This is a genomic window from Hyphomicrobium sp., assembly GCF_041659645.1.
Lineage (GTDB): Bacteria > Pseudomonadota > Alphaproteobacteria > Rhizobiales > Hyphomicrobiaceae > Hyphomicrobium_B.
On sequence record NZ_JBAZXX010000003.1, the window covers coordinates 262,573 to 281,345 of the forward strand.

The following is an 18,773-nucleotide window of genomic DNA, read 5'->3' on the forward strand; positions in this document are numbered from 1 at the left end:
TCAAGATTTTCCTTCGAAGTTGTCCCAAGACGGGTTTTTGCCGAAGCGCTCGACGAGGAAATCAATGAAGACGCGGGTTTTCGCCGCGAGATAGCGGTTCGGCGCATAGAGCGCGTGGATGCTGAGATCGGCGGGCCGATTGTCCGGCAGAACAAGTTTCAGTCTCCCGGCCGAGACGTCCTGGCCAACAATGAATGTCGGCAGGTTGGCGATGCCGATGCCTTGAACCGCCGCGTCGCGCAGGACGTCGCCGTTGTTGGACGACAGGCATGCGCCGATCGCGATCGAGACGGGCTGGCCCTTATCGGTTAGATGCCAGCGTTGCATCGACGTCGAATGGCCATAGCTCAGACAGCGATGATCGATCAGGTCGGCAGGCGACAGCGGGGCTCCGTGCTTCTCGATGTATTCGGGCGACGCCGCGAGGATCATCCGCGCCGGCGCGATGCGGCGGGCGATCAAGCTCGAATCGGTGAAGGTGCCGATCCGCAACGTAATGTCCGCGCCTTCTTCCAGCGGATCGATGAACCTGTCGGTGAGCACCAATTCGACTTTGAGCTCTCCGAAGCGGATCATGAAGTCGGAGATCGCCTTGCCGAGGTAAAGCATGCCGAACGACATCGGCGCGTTGACCTTCAGGATACCTTTCGGCTCGTCGTGGAGGCGGGAGACCTGCGATTCCGTCTCCTCGATCTGGGACAGGATCGAGACGCAGCGCTCATAGTAGGCGAGCCCGGCTTCGGTCGGCGTGACACGGCGCGTGGTGCGATCCAGGAGACGTGCGCCGAGCGCCTGCTCAAGCTCCATGACGCCCTTGCTGACGGCCGAACGCGTCAACCCCAGGCGACGCGCCGCCTCGGCGTAGCTGCCGCTGGAGACGACTTTCACCAGCGCTCTCATAGCATCGAGCTTGTCCATTTGTATCCAAATTGGAACCAGATCGTGCTAATTATCGTGTATTGAGCATTTTTCGTCAACAGACCATATTTCAACCGTCGGACGGCCTTGGGTCTCCGAACAAAGCGAATTTCAAAGTGTCTGGAGCACTCCGATGACAAAAGTTCTCGTCCTTTATTATTCGAGCTACGGCCACATCGAGAAGATGGCGGAGTCGGTGGCGGCGGGTGCCCGCGAAGGCGGCGCCGAGGTCACGATCAAGCGGGTGCCGGAGCTGGTGCCTGAAGACGTCGCGAAGGCAATGCACTTCAAGCTCGATCAGGCTGCACCGATCGCGACCGTCGACGAGCTTCCGAATTACGACGCCATTATCGTCGGGGTGCCGACACGGTTCGGAAACATGCCGGCCCAGATGAAGAATTTTCTCGATCAGACGGGCGGGCTGTGGTTCGGCGGCAAGCTGATCGGCAAGGTCGGCAGCGCGTTCTCATCAACCGCCACGCAGCACGGCGGCCAGGAGAGCACGATCCTGTCGACGCACACCGTCCTGCTTCATCACGGCATGGTCATCGTCGGCCTTCCCTACTCGTTTCAGGGCCAAATGGACGTCAAGGAAATCACCGGCGGATCGCCTTACGGCGCGACGACGATTGCGGGTGGCGACGGCTCGCGGCAACCTTCGGCCAATGAATTGGCCGGAGCACACTTCCAGGGCCGTCACGTTGCCCAGATTGCGGCAAAGCTAGCGGCTTAGGCCTCGCGACTTCGGACCGTCGCCGAAATGGCGACGGTCTGCATCTACCGGCGATGATTGCAGAGCCGGATCGGCAGACCACATTACGGATCAACACAGCAAAATCTCGTGCGAACGAGAGAAAGGACAAGCCATGTCTGGCATCCATCACATCACTGCGATTGCTGGCGATGCGTCTCGCAATCTCGAGTTCTATACGCACGTTCTTGGCCTTCGCCTCGTCAAGAAGACCGTCAACTTCGACGATCCCGGCACCTATCACCTTTACTTCGGTGATGAAGTCGGCACGCCCGGCACGATCCTGACGTTCTTTCCGTGGGCACATTCCGCAAAGGGCCGCAACGGCGTCGGGCTCGCGCAGCAGACGATGTTCCGCATTCCGGAGAGCGCGATCGGCTATTGGACGCACCGCTTTGTTGAGAAGGGCGTGCCCCATGATGCGATCGAGAAGCGCTTCGGACAGTCGGTTCTGTCGTTCACGGATCCCGACGGCATGAGCCTCGCCCTCGTCGGCGTGGCGGGTGCCGAAGTCGAAGCGGCCTGGCAGGGCAGCGATGTTCCGGCGGAAGACGCTATTCGCGGCTTCTACGGCATCCGGCTCTTGCTGGAAGACGTGCAGCGGACCGGTGCCATCCTGACGGACGTCCTCGGCTTCACCGAAGCGGCCAGCGAAGGACCGGTAACGCGGTTCGTCGCGAACGGCACGGCTGCGGGCAGCGTCGTCGAGATCCGCGAGGCTAAGGGTTTTTTGGCCGGGCGCATGGGCCGGGGCTCCGTCCATCACGTCGCGTTCCGCGCGGCGACGGACGAAGACCAGGCCGAGATGCGCAAGAAGCTCGTCGAGAACCATCGCATCCAGGCGACTGAGCAGATGGATCGCAACTACTTCCGGTCGATCTACTTCCGCGAACCTGGCGGCGTGATTTTCGAGATCGCAACGGACGCTCCGGGATTCGCCGTCGATGAGCCGGTGGCCTCTCTGGGACAGGCATTAAAGCTGCCGGAGTTCCTCGAAGGCCAGCGGAAGGAAATCGAGGCCATCCTGCAACCATTGGAGAAGGCAGCATGACGACTCTCTCCTCAGAAGTTATCCGTGCGGGCGCACCTATCGGTGCCGCCCGTGCGGCGATGATCCTGGTACACGGACGCGGTGCGAGCGCCGAGGGAATGCTCGGTCTCGCGGATGCGTTCGATGCCAATGATGTCGCCTACGTCGCGCCGCAGGCTCGGTCGGGAAGCTGGTATCCATATTCGTTCATGGCGCCGATTTCCCAGAACGAGCCGTATCTGAGCGCCGCTCTCAAAACGCTCTCGGGCGTTGTCGAGGATCTTGAACGGCAGGGCATGCCGTCCGAGCGGATCGTACTTCTTGGGTTTTCCCAAGGGGCATGTCTGGCGCTTGAGTTCGCGGCGCGTAACGCTCGTCGTTTCGGGGGCGTCGTTGCGCTGAGCGGCGGGCTGATCGGGCCGGAAGGCACGCCGAGAAACTATACGGGTTCGCTTGTGGATACGCCTATCTTTCTCGGCTGCAGCGACGTCGACTCTCACATTCCGCTCGCACGGGTGCAGGAGTCGACGGTGGTGCTGACCAAGCTTGGCGGCAATGTGATCGAGAAGATCTACCCCGGCATGGCGCATACGATCGTGCAGGACGAAGTGGACCACGTTAAAAAGATCCTGCAGGGCGTGGTGTCGCCCACAAACAGGTGAACCGAATGGAATTCGACTTCGAAGCGCTTGCGGCAGACGATCGCTACAAGCTTCTGACCAGCACGATCGTACCGCGGCCCATCGCCTGGGTGACGACACTCTCCAAGAACGGCGTCCGCAACGCGGCGCCGTTCAGTTTTTTTAATGCCATGAGCAAGGATCCGCCGTTGCTTGCGGTCGGCATCATGGCCGACGGCGACGGCAGCATGAAGGATACGGCGCGCAACATTCTCGATACCGGCGAATTCGTCGTCAATCTGGTGCCGCGCGAGGCGGCCGAGGCGATGAACCTAACGTCGATCGACGCTCCGCCGGATGTCGACGAACTGGTGCTCGCGAAGCTCGACACGTTGCCGTCAGTCAAGGTGAAACCGGAGCGGATCGCGATCAGCCCCGTCTCGTTCGAATGCCGGCTTCACACGCCGATTAGGCTTGCCAATCAGCTGATCGCCCTTGGCGAAGTGGTGCAGGCGCACATCGCCGATGCCAAGATGCTCAATATCGCGAAGAGCTACGTCGATACGCCGGCGATGCACCTCATCGGGCGCATGCACGGCCGCGGATTATACGTGACGACAGATAACATGTTTGAAATGCCTCGCCCCGAGGCATACGCGGCGATGCAGAAAAGGGAAGAGGCGCAAGACTGAATTCGCGCCTCGTAGAAATTCGAGATTTGATGATCCACAAATCCGATTACGCCTCGTGAGGAATGCCGCGTGTCGATTCAAAGAGGAACCATACGCGGCGCTCGCCCTCGTCGATCCAGTTCTCGAGAAGGCTCGCTGTTGCGACGTCACCGTGCTCATCGCAGAGGTCGTGAACCTGGCGCATCTCATCGACGAGCTGCAGATTGTCGTCACGCAGTTCCGCCAGCATATCGTTCGGCGTCACGTAATCGGCGTCGTTGTCGAGAATGCGCTTCTGGCTGTTGATCTGGCCGATCGAACGGATCGTCGTGCCGCCAAGCTTGCGCGCGCGCTCGGCGATGTCATCCGTCGCCGCGAAGATCTGCTCGCCATGCTCATCAAGAAGCAGATGGTAGCTACGGAAGTTTGGGCCTGACATATGCCAGTGGAAGTTTTTCGTCTTGATGTAGAGTGCGAAAAAATCCGCGAGCAGCGCCGACAGAGCGCCGGAGATGTCTTTAATGGCGTTGTCGGAGAAGTGCGACGGTGTGTCGAGGGCGGCCTTGCGCCGGCTCTTAGCGGTATCGGCTTTCATATCTCTATCTTCCTTGATTTTTCTATACTCTCGGGGGACTTAAAACCTGGCGCGTACAAGATCACGGCGTGCGGACCTCGGATTTGATTGAAGTCATCCGCAAGCCTCCGCGGCGACGGTTTTCATTAACGACGCCATCTTCTCGATAGTCTGCTGTTTGCCAACACTTAGCCCATAGCGCTTCGCGAGCCAGCCTAAATCTTGGTATGAAATCCATACGCTTGACGCGTCATCCTGCCAGACCAACGCCTTCAGCGGCAAGTCGAGGCCGACGGTCTGGATATCTTGCATAAGCAGTGTGCCGGCCGCTGGGTTTCCAAAAATCAGCACCTCGGTCGGCCGCAGGTCGAGGCCGACTTTCGCGGCAGCGGCGGCGTGATCGACCCGCGCGATAAGGGTCATCCCGCGACTCGTCACCGCTGCTGCGAGCCTATCGGCGGTCTCCTTCGGAGAAAGGGTACTTGGAAGCGTGATCAGTCCTTCGACCATCGTTCTTACGCTCCTCCTGACCGCCCTGCGGTGGCCACTGTTAGCTCTCCCCACCGGCCGTTGTCCACCGGGGTCAGCGCAAAATCGTGCATTCCGAAAAATTGCTGCAAATGCCGATTCCTTGCTCCCCGCCCCGTGACGGGCCGGAGCCGCTCGTCTATTCGTGTCGGATGTCTATGCCGACAGCGAGGTAAAGAATGGCGCTCCGCTTCATGACGTTGCCTGCGGTCCTGACCGCGCTGAGCATTACAGCCGGTTACGTCGACACGGCGGGGTTCCTCGCCTTGCATGGGCTTTTCACATCTCATGTGACCGGTAACTTCGTGACGCTCGCGGCATCGCTCGCCCATGGCGCCTCTGATACCGCCGCCAAGATATTGGCGCTCCCGCTCTTCTGCATCGTCGTATTCGGCACGCGGCTTTTGCGTTTCCGACTCGAAAAGAGCGGCCTTCCGATCCTCGGAATCTGGTTAACATTACAGCTGGTTTTGATGATGATCGCTGGAATTCTTGCGGTGCGCTACGGACCATTTCCCAATGCTGACGCGATACCAGCGATTGCCACCGGCCTGATCCTCGTGGTCGCGATGGCCATACAAAACGCATTCCACCGTATCCATCTCGCGAACTATCCACCCACCACCATCATGACGGGAACGACAACGCAGGCGATGCTTGATCTCGCGGATCTGTTTCACGGCATTCCAGCGGACGCGAAGCCCGCCGTGAAAGCCCGAGTCACGAATCTGCTCGACGGTATCGTCGCCTTCGCGCTCGGTTGCGCGGCCTCGGCCCTCATCTATGCGCACTATAAGGAATGGGTCTTCGTCGGCGCTCCGCTGTTGGGCGCTGTTACGGTGGCCTTTTATCTTCGCGAGACGATGCAGAAAGCTTCGACCTGAACCGCGAAGGCAAAAAAACGCCGCCGCCCGCCGGCGGCGTTTTTAGAAACGAAGCGACAGAACTAAGCAGCCACGCGCGCCGTCTTGTATCGGGCTGCCGGCTCATTACGAGAGAGATTGGGCCGAAGCGCGAGGCGATCAGCGTTCAAACTTTCCCAGTCCGCGATATCCGGCAATGACGGTATCGTCACGAGTTCGCCCAGGTCCAATCCGGCGAGCGCCGCGTCAACCATCGGCTCGACGTCCATGATCATCTCGGGCGGATATTTGCTAACGTCGATACCGGCCCGCTCCCAGATTTCCGTTCGCGTTGCACCGGGTAAAACGGCCTGAACGCGCACGCCGGTGCCGGTCAGCTCGGTATTCATCGTCAACGACAGGCTCAGGACGTAAGCTTTCGAGGCGCAGTAAGCGGCGCTCGCAATCTCAGGCGCCAGTGCCAGGACGGACGCGAGATTTATGATCGTTCCGGATTTCTTAGCGGAGAAATTGGCGGCTGCGGACGACGCGAGATGCGTGACGGCGGTGACGTTGAGATCGATAAGTTTGTCGAGTTCATCAAGGTCGGCTCCCGCGAAGGGAGCATTGGAACCCACGCCCGCGTTATTCAAGAGCAGGGAAATCGTCTGATCGTCACGTAGCCGTTTCGTGACTTTCGCGAGATCGGTTTTGGCGGTGAGATCCGCGGCCATGACCTCCGCCGATCGGCCCGTCTCGGCCTTGATGCGAGCAGCCTGTTCCGCCAACCGCTTCGCGTCGCGCGCGACCAGGATGACGTCATAGCCACGTTTGGCGAGGCGATTCGCGTAAACGGCGCCTATGCCGGTCGATGCTCCTGTAATGAGCGCCGTGCCCTTTGAATTCGACATTGTGGAATCCTTTCTCTGATATTGCTTGCTTCTCGATTATTCTCGTCGGTCTTTATATATTTCTATCAACATGTAAAATGAATGCGCATATTTCGCATGGCTGCCGATGCGGCGACCATGCGCGGAACGACGTTAACGGCCGATAGTCTTCAACCGGGCTATTCTTCCAGGAGCGCTGTCCGGACCGACTGCATGATCTCGTCCGAGACGGGCGACCCCTTTGTCGATCGCGACAGCACAAGTGCGCCAACGAGCATCGAAATTTGCGCCAAAGCATCTTCGCGCGACGCAGCCTTCTTCTTACGCGACAGAAGCGGCGTTAATCGTTCGACCATCGAATTGAAGCCAGACAAAAAAGCAGTACGGATCTGGCCCTTTGGGTTTTCGCGCGCGATGTCGCCGCACATCGCGGCCGCGGGGCAACCGAGGCCGATCGCATCGCGGTGGCCTTTTGTGGTGTAGCGCTTGATGAATTCCGCCCGCGCCGACTTCTTATCCGTGCCGTTGCGGTCCTCAATCCCATCGTAGGTGCCGCGCCTATCCTCGAATGCGCGCATGCAAGCTTCGGCAACGAGAGCTTCTTTCGAGTCGAAATGCCCGTAAAATCCGCCATGCGTCAGGCCAGCCTCGGCCATCACCGCCGGCACACTGACGCCGTCGATGCCGTGTTCGAGAAAAAGCCTGGACGCCGCCTTGAGGACATCTTCGCGGTGTTGATCTGCTTCCTTGCGCGATACTCGCGGCATTGCTTTTCTCCTTAGGCCTCAGCTTGTGACGCCGTGCCGTTGCGCCGTCCCATGATCAAGCACGTCTCCGTCCCATGAGCGACGAGGTTCCCTTCCTTATCGAAGACTTTCCCCTCCGAACTCGCTATGCGGCCGCCGAACGAAAGTACGATACCGTCGCAGCGCAGCGGGCCGGTCGACGCGGATACCGGGCGCACAAAATTGGTCTTGAGTTCCAGCGTCGTATAGGTTTGTCCGGCAGGCAACATCGATTGAATAGCACACGCCATTGCGGTGTCGAGAAGTGTCGCGATCCAACCGCCGTGGACCGACCCCATGGGATTGTAGAACTGTTCAGACGGCGTCCCTTCGAATGCGACATGCCCGCGCTCGACCGATAGCGGGCGGATATTGGCCGTCGCGCTGAACGGTGGAGCGACCAAAGTACCATCCCGCAACGCAGCAAGAAAATCGACGCCCGACATCGACGCCGCCACATCCGACGGAACGAGTCCCGTTGAGATTGGACCGCCATCAGATTTCATTTGTTCCGTCTCCACATTGAGGTGCGTCAACATTCGGTGTTGCCGGCGACAGCGCAGCCTTGCATTACACGCGTCATATATTATGTCGTCCGTCATGAATAGCCAAGAGGGTTGAGGGAGCCGAACAATGTCGCAAGATCCGATCGTCATCGTGTCCGCGGTCAGAACGCCGCTCGGGCGGTTTCTAGGCGATCTCGCACCTTTGCGGGCTTCCGATCTTGGCGCTCACGCCATCCGGGCCGCTCTCGATCGGGCCGGTGTCGCGCCTGAGAAGGTGGACGAGATTCTATTCGGCAACGTGCTTTCGGCGGGGCAGGGGCAGGCGCCCGCCCGTCAGGCGGCCCGGGCGGCGGGACTTCCCGACGCGACCGGGGCGACAACCATCAACAAAGTTTGCGGATCTGGCATGAAGGCGACGTTCCTCGGTCACGATCTCCTGGCTGCGGGCTCCGCCGACATCGTCATCTCCGGCGGCATGGAGTCGATGTCGAACGCCCCCTACCTGCTGCAGAAAGCCCGCGGAGGATTCCGGGTCGGGCACGGCCAGATCCTCGACCACATGTTGGTCGACGGTCTCGAAGACGCTTACGAAAAGGGTCGGAGCATGGGCGACTTCGGCGAGGCGACTGCCGAAGCCTATCAGTTCACGCGCGCCGATCAGGATACCTTCGCGATCGAGACATTGACGCGGGCTCGAAACGCTATTCAGTCTGGCGCCTTCAAGGCCGAAATCGCTCCGATCACGATCACGACGAAGGACGGCGAAAAGATCGTGGCGGATGACGAAAATCCACTCAAGGTCTCGCCCGAGAAGGTTCCGAAGCTGAAACCAGCGTTCCGAGCGAACGGAACGATCACGGCCGCGAGTTCATCGGCAAACGCCGATGGCGCCGCGGCGCTGGTGCTGACGCGCCGCTCTATCGCGGAGCGCGACGGGCTTCCGATACTCGCCGAGATCCGCGCGCACGCGACGCACAGCCAAGAACCAGCCTGGTTCACGACTGCGCCGATCCCCGCCATCCGCAAGGTATTGGCGAAGGCGGGATGGGAGGCCGGCGATGTCGATCTTTATGAGATCAACGAAGCATTCGCAGCCGTCGCGATGGCCGCGCAAAAGGATCTCTCCATTCCGCGCGATAAACTCAACGTGAATGGTGGCGCATGCGCGCTCGGACACCCGATCGGGGCCACGGGCGCGCGGTTGATCGTGACGCTGCTCCATGCGCTGGAACGCCAAGGCGCGACGAAGGGTATCGCCTCGGCTTGCATCGGCGGCGGCGAAGCGACGGCCATCGCCATCGAACGCGTCATCCACTAAACGAAGCTTCGCGGCTGGACCTCGCTCAAACGAGGCCCAACCGCGATTGGAGTCTATCGGTCGACGCCCTGATCAGGCGATCGGCGACAATACCGATGAAGGCGATCGCGAAGCCGGCTGTAAGGCCACGCCCGGCGTCGGCTTTGGCGAGCGCGATGAAGACTTCCTGCCCGAGATCGCGCGTTCCGATCATCGCGCAGATGATGATCATGCTGAGCGCCAGCAGCACCGTTTGATTGATGCCCAGCATGATTTCGGGCAACGCGAGCGGCAGCTGGACGCGCCAGAACATCTGGCGGGGCGTGCATCCCGATACGGTCGCGGCTTCAATGAGACTTTCGGGAACCTGCCGGATACCGTGGTTCGTGTAGCGGATGGCCGGCACGATCGCGAACAGGACCGTCGCGATCATAGCCGTCACGTCGCCGACGCGGAACAGCATGACGACCGGGATGATGAAACAAAACGACGGAAGCGTCTGCAAGGTATCGAGGACGGGCGCCAAGAACGCCGCCAAGCGATCGCTGCGCGATGCGGCAACGCCGATTGCAATTCCGAAGATCCCGGCAATGATGGCCGATGCGCCGCAGAGATAGAGGGTCGCCATCGACTTCTCCCAGAGCCCCGTGACGGCGCAGAACGACGTCATGAGGGCGACGAGAATAGCGAGGCGGGGGCCGGAGAGCCGATAGCCTGCGAGGCCGACGAGCAGGACCATGCCGAGCCAGGGGAAAGCGACAAGGAAGTCGCGAATCGGATTCAGGATGTAGAGAATGAGGAAGGTACGGAATGCTTCGATGGCGTCGAAGAAATGGATGTTGATCCAATCGACGACCTCTTTCCACCACGGCGCGGTCGAGATCTTGATTGCGGCCGGAACCGCCGCGAACGCAGGAAGATAAACGCTAAGAACCGTCGTCAGAGCGAGGATGCCAACAGCGAGCACCAGCATAAGATTTCGCTGTACGAAACTCTGGTCGGGCACGTGCATCGTGGGCCGCTGGCCAGCCGCCGCCTGGCTCAAGCGATCAAGAACGATTGCCAGCGCGACGATCGCGAGACCGGCTTCCATGCCTTGGCCGATTTTCAAGGCGCGGAGAGCAAGGAGAACGTCATAGCCGAGCCCGCCCGCGCCAATCATCGAGGAGATGATGACCATATTGAGCGCGAGCATGATCACCTGGTTGACGCCGACCATGAGCGTTGCGCGCCCCGACGGAAGCAGCACCCACAACAGCTTCTGGTGCGGCGTACAGCCGACCATTTCGCCGAAATCGTCGATCTCGTGCGGCACGCGTTTCAGAGCCAGAATGGTCGCGCGCACCATCGGCGGCATGGCGAAGACGGCGGTCGCGAGCATTCCGGACACGGGGCTGTTGCCAAACAAGAGCAGCATCGGAATGAGATAGGCGAACGTCGGCATCGTCTGCATCAGATCGAGCATCGGCTCGACGATGGCGCGGTCGATCCAAGGCTTGCGATAGGCGAGCACACCGAGCGCCAAGCCGGCCGCGACGCACAGCGGCACGCTGATCGCGATCAAGGCGAGAGTTAGCATCGCGCTCGTCCACTGCCCGAAGAGCGCGACGTAAATCATGCAGCCGGCGGCGACCGCAGCAAGACGCCCACCGCCGAATTTATAACCAGCGATCGTGAACGCCGCGCAGACGCCAACCCACGACAGGCGCGGCAGGACGACGGCATCAGGGCCGTATCCGGATTTCCAACCTTTCGCGAGCAGGTCGATCGCCCACTGCAGGGGAACATTGAAAATGCTGGTGATGCCGCGCGTCAGCCAAGTGAAATTGGTTTTCAGCCACGCCATCGCCGTCGAGATCCAACTCGACACGGGAATGATCGCGCTATCGGGATATTTCACCGCCCACGGCGCAATGGCCGGGATCATGTAAAGGATCGCGACGATGGCAATGGCCACAATCCAGATAAGCGTCGGCGTGGAAATTGCGGGCGTCCGCACCGGCGTCGAAGTGTCCGCGACGGTCATGCCTGCGCCTCTTGGCGCTGATCGCGATCGGCAAGGAGATCAATCACGTCGTCGGGCGTCACCTCGCCGACGGACCTGCCATCGGCGGCGGTGACGAGGAAGTTCTTTCGCACGCCGACAATGCGGGCGGAAAACGTCGATACTTTATCGGTTGCCTTTACCGTTCCGCCGTATTCCACCGAGGACAATACGGGGCGCATCAGCCTGGCGGCCGACATGACCTTGGCGCGCTGCACGTCGCGCGTGAATTCGGCGACGTAATCGGTCGCTGGATGGAGAACGAGTTCTTCCGGCGTGCCGGTCTGTATGATCTCTCCGTCCTTCATGATTGCGACGCGGTCCGCCAAACGGATTGCTTCGTCAAAGTCGTGGGTGATGAAGACGATCGTTTTCTTCAGCACGCTCTGAAGGCGGAGAAGCTCGGACTGCATTTCGCGGCGGATCAAGGGGTCGAGCGCGGAGAACGGCTCATCGAGGAACCAGATCTCGGGCTCGACGGCGAGACTTCTCGCGATGCCGACGCGCTGCTGCTGGCCGCCGGAAAGCTCGCGTGGATAAAATTGTTCGCGTCCGTCCAGGCCGACGAGATCAATTACCTTGCGCGCGCGCTCTTCGCGCGTTTTGCGATCGACGCCCTGAACGGACAGCGGAAACGCTATATTCTCGAGCACCGTCAGATGCGGAAGCAGGGCGAAGTGCTGAAACACCATGCCCATTCGGTGGCGGCGAATCTCGATCAGTTCGTCGGGCGAGGCTTTCAGAAGATTGATGCCGTCAAGCTCGATCGTGCCCCAGGTCGGTTCGATCAAACGGGAGAGACAGCGCACCAGCGTCGACTTGCCGGAGCCGGAAAGGCCCATGACGATGAAGTTTTCGCCGCGCCGGACTTCGAGCGATGCTTGCCGGACGGCGCCGACGAGCTTGGCTTTGTTCAGGTCTTCCGAGGTGGGCGCACCATTGTGCTTGCTAAGAAATGCCTTCGCCCCATCACCGAAGACCTTCCAAACGTCCTTACAAAGCAACTTTACAGGTCGATCGTCCTCAGCCGGCTTGGTCTTGTCGCGCAGGAGCGCTTGGTCGTTCATCGGGGATCGCTCCATCGCGCGGACGCGCGTCGTGGCCTCAAAAAAAAGGGAACCAAAAGCCATTGCGATGGCTCTCGGTTCCCGTCGCGTTTCAGTGAGTGCTGCAAAGGAGAAACAACCTGTTTCTTACTTCGCCCATTCCTTCCACTTCGCTTCGTTGGCGGCGATCCAAGCCGCAGCGACATCGTCCATCGACTTGCTTTCGAGATCGACTTCGCCCGACATCTTGTTCAATTCGGCGGTGTCGATGTTGTAAGCTTTCGCGACCTTATACGCTATCGGCCATTTATCCTTCAGACCCTTCCAGGAGTATTTCCAGATCTCGCCGTGCGGCTTGCCGCAATCGTATTTCTTGTCCGGATTGATGCCCCATTTCGGGTCCGTGTAGCAGGCCGGTTCGTATTCCGGGAATTGAATCCACTCGCCCTTGTATTTGGCCGGAGCCCAGTGCGGCGAATAAATCCAAAGCAGAATTGGAGCTTTGCGCTGATAAGCCGAATCGAGTTCGGCGAACATTGCACCGTCCGTTCCGGCGTGAACGACGACGAAGGGCAGACCAAGCGCTTCGACGCGCTCGTCATCAAAGCCTTCCCAGGTGACGGGGCCACCGAGATAGCGGCCCTTCGGCGCCGTGTCGGGCGTCGAGAAGGCTGCGGCGCACTTCGGATCTTTCAGGGCCTTCCAGTCAGGCAGGCCCGGGCACTTTTCCTTCATGTATTCCGGAAACCACCACTCCTCCTTAGCCTTGGGGCCGAGTTCGCCGAGCCGTTCCGTCTGGCCCGTCGCGTCGGACGCCTTCATGGCTTCGCGTGCGGTCGTATCCCAGTATTCGACGCCGATATCGATATCGCCGTTCGTCAATCCGGTTGTGAGGCTCGAAAGATAGTCGGCCGTCGGATACTCAACGTTGTAGCCGAGCTTCGTGAGAATGCCGCCAAGGATCTTGGCGTTGAGATTGACGCTCGTCCAATCGAACAACGCAATCTTGATGGGGTCGGTAGATTCAGGAGCGCCCGCCATGGCAGGGCCGAAACTTGCGAGCGATAGCATCGCAGCGCAGGTTCCGCCGGCCAAAACTCGTTTGACGGCATGGTACATAGGTTAGCCTCCAAGCCAACTTTGTTGAGGTCGTTTGTTGAGGTCGAACTATCGAAATCGGTACGACTAGACTTTCCTGTGAGTGATAATTTTTTAATTATGCTACCGAAGCCATACGACGTTCAAGGCCAAATTCAGGGCAGCTGGCGCAAATATAAGCAGCATACCAGCGAATAAATGTTTCATATAAATTTGCAGTGCAGCGCGATCCACGCGGGTCGATAGAGCGTGTTTTCGGCGCGCGCAACGCCATGATTTCCGATTGGGACACGCAGCTGCGAAACGCCCTCGCGGGATTGCTAAGCCCCCATCCCCTCGCAATAAAAAGCCGAGAGCCGCGTAGCATTCCGCGCGGGATGCGCGCTTTCACGCATTCGCAGCGGATCAATCGCGACAAACTAAGGCCGGATCGCGCGCATGAAATTGCGATAAAGGGTTTCAGCATCGGCAGCGAAATTTGCCGTGTGCGGCTTGGCGGCTTCGGCCATGCGCGGCAGCGCTCCTGGTCCGTGGGTACGCTCCAAAGCTTCGGCGTAAGCTGGAATATTTCCCCAGTCGGAGATCGTGTTGTCCTCGATCTCGACGTGATACTGCATGCTCCAGGCGCTCTTGCCGACCCGCATCGCCTGGCACGGGCACACATCCGATGTCGCAAGAACGACGGCGCCCTCGGGCGGCTGCGCGACGCGCACCGAATGCCATTGAACGGCTTTGAACGCCTTCGGCAGTCCGCCGAAGACAGGGTCCGCGGCGGCGGCCGAGGTCAATGCCACATCATGAATGCCGATTTCCGGCGGGCGCTGCGGTCCACAGGTTCCACCTAATGCATCCGCCAATAGCTGATGGCCGAGGCACAAGCCCATGAACGGCTTTTCGAGATCGCGCACCCAACGGCGGATGGCGCGTTTCTCGTCTACGAGCCAGGGGCATTCCTCGATGTCCCAGACGTCCATCGGGCCGCCCATGACCCAGAGCGCGTCATAGTTCTCGAGCGTCGGTATGGCCGCGCCTTCGTCCAGCTCGACGGCGTCCCACGTGATGCCATCGGCGGCGAAGAACTTGCGGAAGATGCCAGGATGCTCGCACGCTATGTGCTGAAAAACGAGAAAGCGCACGCCGCTCTATTCCCTCTATTCGTTGACGCGTCTTCGTCACCATACGCGGAAGCACTATGCACTGTTAGGAAAAAAAATTTCCTGTCTGTGCGCCGTCGCGCGCTTCGAAGACTCATGATTGACCGTCATAAGCGCGTAGATTTTGCTGTTTAGTTTGATCGCCATACCGCTCTGAGATTATCCGCAGAAGGCGCGATTTTTCAATGATTTCAGTGGCGTCGCATAACTGTCATAGACATCAGCAATGCTGAGAGGCGCTTCGAGCGGGGGCGCCTGTGAGGATCGTCGACGAGCGATCGCCGTCCGAGCCCGAAAAGAACTGATCACTCTTCCGTTCAAGGCTTTCTCGAAAGAGACACGGCTCGAAAAAGAGCTGGCGAGTGCAATTCCATAGCAATCCGAGGCTCTCATGCTCGATGAAGTCCGCTCTGAAAATCCGTCCGCGCTCGAGATCGCGCCGCGTGCGTCGCCGGATACGCGTATCGGACAATTCCGGCAGATCCTGCTCTGGCCGGTAGAGCTCGTCCCACCCAACCCGGACCCCGTCCATCACGATTTCGCAGCGATCCTCGCCAAGCTTGGACCGGATAATCCGTGGAAGGTGATCGACGATGAGTTCACGGGCGATCCCAAGGATTTTCAGGAACGCCACTACAATGAATTCGTGACCTTCCTGCCGCCCGTGCAGCGCTTTCTCTATGGCAGCGGCGACAAATCGGCTGGCCCGGGTTCGTCGGAAAGTCCGGTTCGTGCGTTCCGGCGGACCGACGTCGCGGCGTTACGCGCGGTGCTGACACCCGATGCGGCGCCTGTCGAGCTGAAGGTCATGCATATCGACCTCTATTTCTTTTTGGAGATAGACGTCGCGATCCTGGCGCTCGAACTCAGTTCCAATGACATCAGCCTCGCCGATGTGCAGGACGTGATGTTCCGTCTCGGGCGCACGCATCCTGCTTATTGGGAGAAGACGGGCATAGCCGGGCATTGCCCGGTGAAAGTCGAATTTCTCTCGGAAAGTGGCGATATTCTTGCGGCTTCAGACTATGAAGACCGCGAGAGATTCCTGGCGCAGGTTTGCATCAAGCGCGCGGCGCGGGTCGCTGCACATTGGCAGTATCTGCTCCACCCGTTGGTGCCACATCATTCCGATCAGGCTGGCCAGCTCCGCTACAAGCAGCTCGAATACTATCGCATGCCGCAGATGGCGCTGATCGCGGTGAAGGCCGGCAGCGAGCTGACGCGCGCCGACTATGTCCGTCTCGCATTCGCATCAGGGCCGGGCGACTGCTCCGAGCTGCCGTTCTCGCAGCGCCACCTCGAAGATTTCGAAGAGCGGTATTGCTATGATCGGTACTTCGGCCAGCACAACGAGATCGAATGGCCACAAAGCCGCTATATGTCGTGCGGGCACGCGCTCGTCGTGACCGGCAGCGCGGACAATCCGTTCTTCGTCGATGCCAATCACGGGTGCCTCAACAGCTTCCGGCACGAACATTTTCTCGTGTTTCTGATCGCGCACTTTCACAAGGCAACGCTTCTGATGTTCTCCGATCATCTGACGGGGGCGATGAGCCGGCTGGACGCTCACAACAAGAGCGCCATACTTGCGTTCCGAGCCGCGTCGCGACGGGCTCTCCAGACGTTTCTGCGATTCACGCACCGCTACTGGTTCCACTCGGTCAGCAATCAGACGCAGGCGCACGATATATTCGCGCTCTGCCGGAGGCATCTGGACGTCGACCGGCTCTACGAAGACATCCGGCAAGAAATTCAGGAGATGAGCGAGTTCCTGGAAAACGAGGCGATGCGCCGTCAGAGCGATACGGTCACGCGACTGACCGTCGTTACGACGCTCGGTCTCGTCGGCACGACCGTCACCGGCTTCCTTGGCATGAACCTGCTCGACTGGGCGAACCAATCGACGCCGTGGCGCCTTGTGGCGTTCACCGCCGTGCTTGTACCGACCATTGTCCTGACGCTCATCACGATCGCCAAGTCGCAATCGTTGTCGGATATGATGGAGTCGCTTTCCGACGGCACAGCCCGCTGGTTTCCCCGGTTTCGCCGCAACCCAAAACTTTGAACCTGCGATGTCGGCAAAACGTCGCTTAAATGGTCTACGCGAACCCTAGATCGCGTTTCTCACTCAACGGGGACATCATGATGCTGAAGCAGCTTCTTACGGGCGCGTGCGTTGCCGTCTTCCTCGGCGCCACGCCAGCCTTTGCGGATGCGCCGAGGCACAACATCATCCTCTTCATCCCCGATGGCTTGCGCCATCACCTCGTGACGCCGGAAACCGCGCCGACGTTCGCGGAAATCCGCGACAAGGGCGTCAACTTCGTCAATAGCCATTCGCTGTTCCCAACGTTCACGATGCCGAACTCCAGCGGGATGGCAACGGGGCATTACCTCGGCGATACCGGCGTGTTCGGAAACGTACTCTATGCGGGCTTTCCGATCCGGACGGCAGCTTCGGCGCGCCTCTCATTCATCGAGAACGACGGCATTATCGGTGATATCGACGATCACTTTTCGGGCAACTTCATTGACGAAGAGACGATCCTTCATGTCGCTCACCGCTCGGGCTTTAATACCGCCGCGATCGGCAAGCTCGGCCCGACGCTCGTCTTCGACCACACGTCCCGTGGCGGCGGCGAAAGCGTCATCATCGACGATGCAACGGGAACCCCAGTCGGGATTCCGCTTGCCCCTTGGGTAAGCGACGGCCTCAAGGCCGAGGGCCTGCCGACCGAGGCGCCGAGCCGGTTGACCAACAAGGATCACGGCGACTTCAAAACGCCCGGGACGAAAGATGCCAACGTCGTCCAGCAAAGCTACTTTGCAGCGGCTCTGACGCGGATCGTGCTGCCGAAATTCAAGGCGGACGGAAAGCCGTTCGTCGCCGTATTCTGGTCGCGCGATCCCGACGGAACGCAACACAATCAGGGCGACAGCTTCCTTAGGCTCGAACCCGGCATCAACGGTCCGACGTCGATGGCCGGTATTCGCAACGCCGATTCCAATCTGGCGACCATCCGACGGACGCTTGATCAGCTCGGGCTTGCGGATACGACGAATATTATCATTTCCTCGGATCACGGCTTCTCGACGATCTCGAAGCAAAGCCAGACGAGCGACGCGGCAAAGGAAGCTTATCCGAATGTTCCGCCGACATTGCTGCCGCCCGGATTTCTCGCCATCGACATCGCGAAAGCCTTGGGCTTGCCGCTTTACGATCCCGACAACAGCAATGCGAAAGTTGAAAGCGGCCAGCACCCGGTCGACGCCAACGGCTACATCGGCGAAGATGCGAGCGCACCGAAAGTGATCGTCGCTGCGAATGGCGGTTCGGACTTGATCTATATTCCGAGCGGCGACCGCGGACTGACGCAGAAGACGATCGATGCGCTGATGGCGCAAGACTACGTGAGCGGTATTTTCGTCGAGGACGACCTCGGCAGCTTCGCCGGAACGCTGCCCCTGAGCGCAATCAATCTCAAAGGCGCGGCGCAGATGTTGCGTCCATCGATCGTCGTAAACTTCAAGAGTTTTTCGACCGGGTGCTCGGAGCCGACGACATGCGCCGTCGAGGTTGCAGATACGGGCTTGCAGCAGGGCCAGGGCATGCACGGAAGCTTCAACCGTGGCGATACCGCGAACTTCATGGCGGCGTTCGGACCGGACTTTAAACAAGGCTTCGTCGACGCGGCCCCGGCGAGCAATGCTGATATCGGCAAGACGATTACGGCCATCCTCGGGCTTCTGCCGGAGAGCCACGGCAAGCTCGTCGGCCGCCCTCTCATCGAGGCTTTCCCGAACGGGGCGATGCCGCAATGGGAACACAAGACGCTCGCGTCGGAGGCTTCGCCGTCGGGACTTCGGACGATCTTGAATTATCAGGTCTCGGGCGACACGAAATATTTCGACGCGGCGGGCTTCGAAGGCCGGACCGTCGGCCTCGAACCGCCAGCGGAGATCGTCGATCCGAAGAAATAGATCTCAAAATTATTGGCCGTCCGTGCGCGCGGATGGCG

At 59.9% G+C, this 18,773-nt stretch carries 18 protein-coding genes; 8 read left to right on the forward strand and 10 right to left on the reverse strand.

What is annotated here, in order from left to right; all coding sequences use genetic code 11:
• Positions 1 to 918 carry a LysR family transcriptional regulator gene (locus tag WC811_RS11125; protein WP_372644415.1) on the reverse strand — a complete coding sequence of 306 codons (918 nt, stop codon included), beginning with the start codon at positions 916 to 918 and terminating at the stop codon, positions 1 to 3.
• Positions 919 to 1,051: 133 nt separating this feature from the next.
• Between WC811_RS11125 and wrbA the strand changes: the two genes are divergently transcribed.
• From wrbA to WC811_RS11145, 4 genes are all read left to right on the forward strand, one after another.
• Entirely contained in the window at positions 1,052 to 1,651 is a 600-nt protein-coding gene (gene wrbA / locus WC811_RS11130) for an NAD(P)H:quinone oxidoreductase (RefSeq protein ID WP_372644417.1), read from the forward strand.
• A gap of 133 nt (positions 1,652 to 1,784) precedes the next feature.
• Positions 1,785 to 2,720 (forward strand): ring-cleaving dioxygenase, encoded by a 936-nt coding sequence (locus WC811_RS11135; protein ID WP_372644420.1) that lies wholly within the window; start codon positions 1,785 to 1,787, stop codon positions 2,718 to 2,720.
• Positions 2,717 to 3,361 carry an alpha/beta hydrolase gene (locus tag WC811_RS11140; RefSeq protein ID WP_372644422.1) on the forward strand — a complete coding sequence of 215 codons (645 nt, stop codon included), beginning with the start codon at positions 2,717 to 2,719 and terminating at the stop codon, positions 3,359 to 3,361. Before WC811_RS11135 ends, WC811_RS11140 begins: the two co-directional genes overlap by 4 nt.
• Positions 3,362 to 3,366: 5 nt before the next feature.
• Positions 3,367 to 4,011: a flavin reductase family protein gene (locus WC811_RS11145; RefSeq protein WP_372644424.1), complete on the forward strand. Its 645-nt coding sequence runs from the start codon at positions 3,367 to 3,369 to the stop codon at positions 4,009 to 4,011.
• Positions 4,012 to 4,057: 46 nt separating this feature from the next.
• Here the strand turns inward: WC811_RS11145 and WC811_RS11150 are convergent, their stop codons facing one another.
• Both WC811_RS11150 and WC811_RS11155 read right to left on the reverse strand, forming a co-directional pair.
• Positions 4,058 to 4,585, reverse strand: a complete 528-nt coding sequence (locus WC811_RS11150) for a Dps family protein (protein WP_372644426.1) — start codon at positions 4,583 to 4,585, stop codon at positions 4,058 to 4,060.
• Between the two features lie 93 nt (positions 4,586 to 4,678).
• Entirely contained in the window at positions 4,679 to 5,074 is a 396-nt protein-coding gene (locus tag WC811_RS11155; RefSeq protein WP_372644428.1) for a DUF302 domain-containing protein, read from the reverse strand.
• 197 nt (positions 5,075 to 5,271) lie between these two features.
• Between WC811_RS11155 and WC811_RS11160 the strand changes: the two genes are divergently transcribed.
• A complete protein-coding gene (locus WC811_RS11160) occupies positions 5,272 to 5,976 on the forward strand; it encodes a YoaK family protein (RefSeq protein WP_372644431.1) in 705 nt (234 codons plus the stop codon).
• A gap of 62 nt (positions 5,977 to 6,038) precedes the next feature.
• Here WC811_RS11160 and WC811_RS11165 read toward each other — a convergent pair whose 3' ends face one another.
• The 3 genes from WC811_RS11165 to WC811_RS11175 form a co-directional block, all read right to left on the reverse strand.
• Complete coding sequence (locus WC811_RS11165; protein WP_372644433.1) at positions 6,039 to 6,845, reverse strand: SDR family NAD(P)-dependent oxidoreductase; 807 nt, start codon at positions 6,843 to 6,845, stop codon at positions 6,039 to 6,041.
• Positions 6,846 to 7,003: 158 nt separating this feature from the next.
• Positions 7,004 to 7,591, reverse strand: a complete 588-nt coding sequence (locus tag WC811_RS11170; RefSeq protein WP_372644435.1) for a TetR/AcrR family transcriptional regulator — start codon at positions 7,589 to 7,591, stop codon at positions 7,004 to 7,006.
• An 11-nt stretch (positions 7,592 to 7,602) separates the two neighbouring features.
• Complete coding sequence (locus WC811_RS11175) at positions 7,603 to 8,115, reverse strand: PaaI family thioesterase (protein WP_372644437.1); 513 nt, start codon at positions 8,113 to 8,115, stop codon at positions 7,603 to 7,605.
• Positions 8,116 to 8,242: 127 nt separating this feature from the next.
• Between WC811_RS11175 and WC811_RS11180 the strand changes: the two genes are divergently transcribed.
• On the forward strand, positions 8,243 to 9,433 hold the full coding sequence (locus WC811_RS11180) for an acetyl-CoA C-acyltransferase (RefSeq protein ID WP_372644439.1): 1,191 nt from the start codon (positions 8,243 to 8,245) through the stop codon (positions 9,431 to 9,433).
• A 25-nt stretch (positions 9,434 to 9,458) separates the two neighbouring features.
• On the opposite strand, the gene WC811_RS11185 is transcribed toward WC811_RS11180, so the two are convergent.
• The 4 genes from WC811_RS11185 to WC811_RS11200 form a co-directional block, all read right to left on the reverse strand.
• A complete protein-coding gene (locus WC811_RS11185; RefSeq protein ID WP_372644441.1) occupies positions 9,459 to 11,438 on the reverse strand; it encodes an ABC transporter permease in 1,980 nt (659 codons plus the stop codon).
• A complete protein-coding gene (locus tag WC811_RS11190; RefSeq protein WP_372644443.1) occupies positions 11,435 to 12,523 on the reverse strand; it encodes a glycine betaine/L-proline ABC transporter ATP-binding protein in 1,089 nt (362 codons plus the stop codon). Before WC811_RS11190 ends, WC811_RS11185 begins: the two co-directional genes overlap by 4 nt.
• 126 nt (positions 12,524 to 12,649) lie before the next feature.
• On the reverse strand, positions 12,650 to 13,573 hold the full coding sequence (locus WC811_RS11195; RefSeq protein WP_372645761.1) for an ABC transporter substrate-binding protein: 924 nt from the start codon (positions 13,571 to 13,573) through the stop codon (positions 12,650 to 12,652).
• Positions 13,574 to 14,019: 446 nt separating this feature from the next.
• A complete protein-coding gene (locus WC811_RS11200) occupies positions 14,020 to 14,736 on the reverse strand; it encodes a type 1 glutamine amidotransferase (RefSeq protein WP_372644445.1) in 717 nt (238 codons plus the stop codon).
• 409 nt (positions 14,737 to 15,145) lie between these two features.
• On the opposite strand from WC811_RS11200, the gene WC811_RS11205 reads away from it, so the two are divergent.
• The gene (locus tag WC811_RS11205; RefSeq protein WP_372644447.1) at positions 15,146 to 16,819 is read left to right on the forward strand and encodes a CorA family divalent cation transporter; all 1,674 of its coding nucleotides are present in this window, start codon (positions 15,146 to 15,148) and stop codon (positions 16,817 to 16,819) included.
• Positions 16,820 to 16,896: 77 nt separating this feature from the next.
• Complete coding sequence (locus WC811_RS11210) at positions 16,897 to 18,735, forward strand: alkaline phosphatase family protein (protein ID WP_372644449.1); 1,839 nt, start codon at positions 16,897 to 16,899, stop codon at positions 18,733 to 18,735.
• Positions 18,736 to 18,773: the final 38 nt, after the last annotated feature.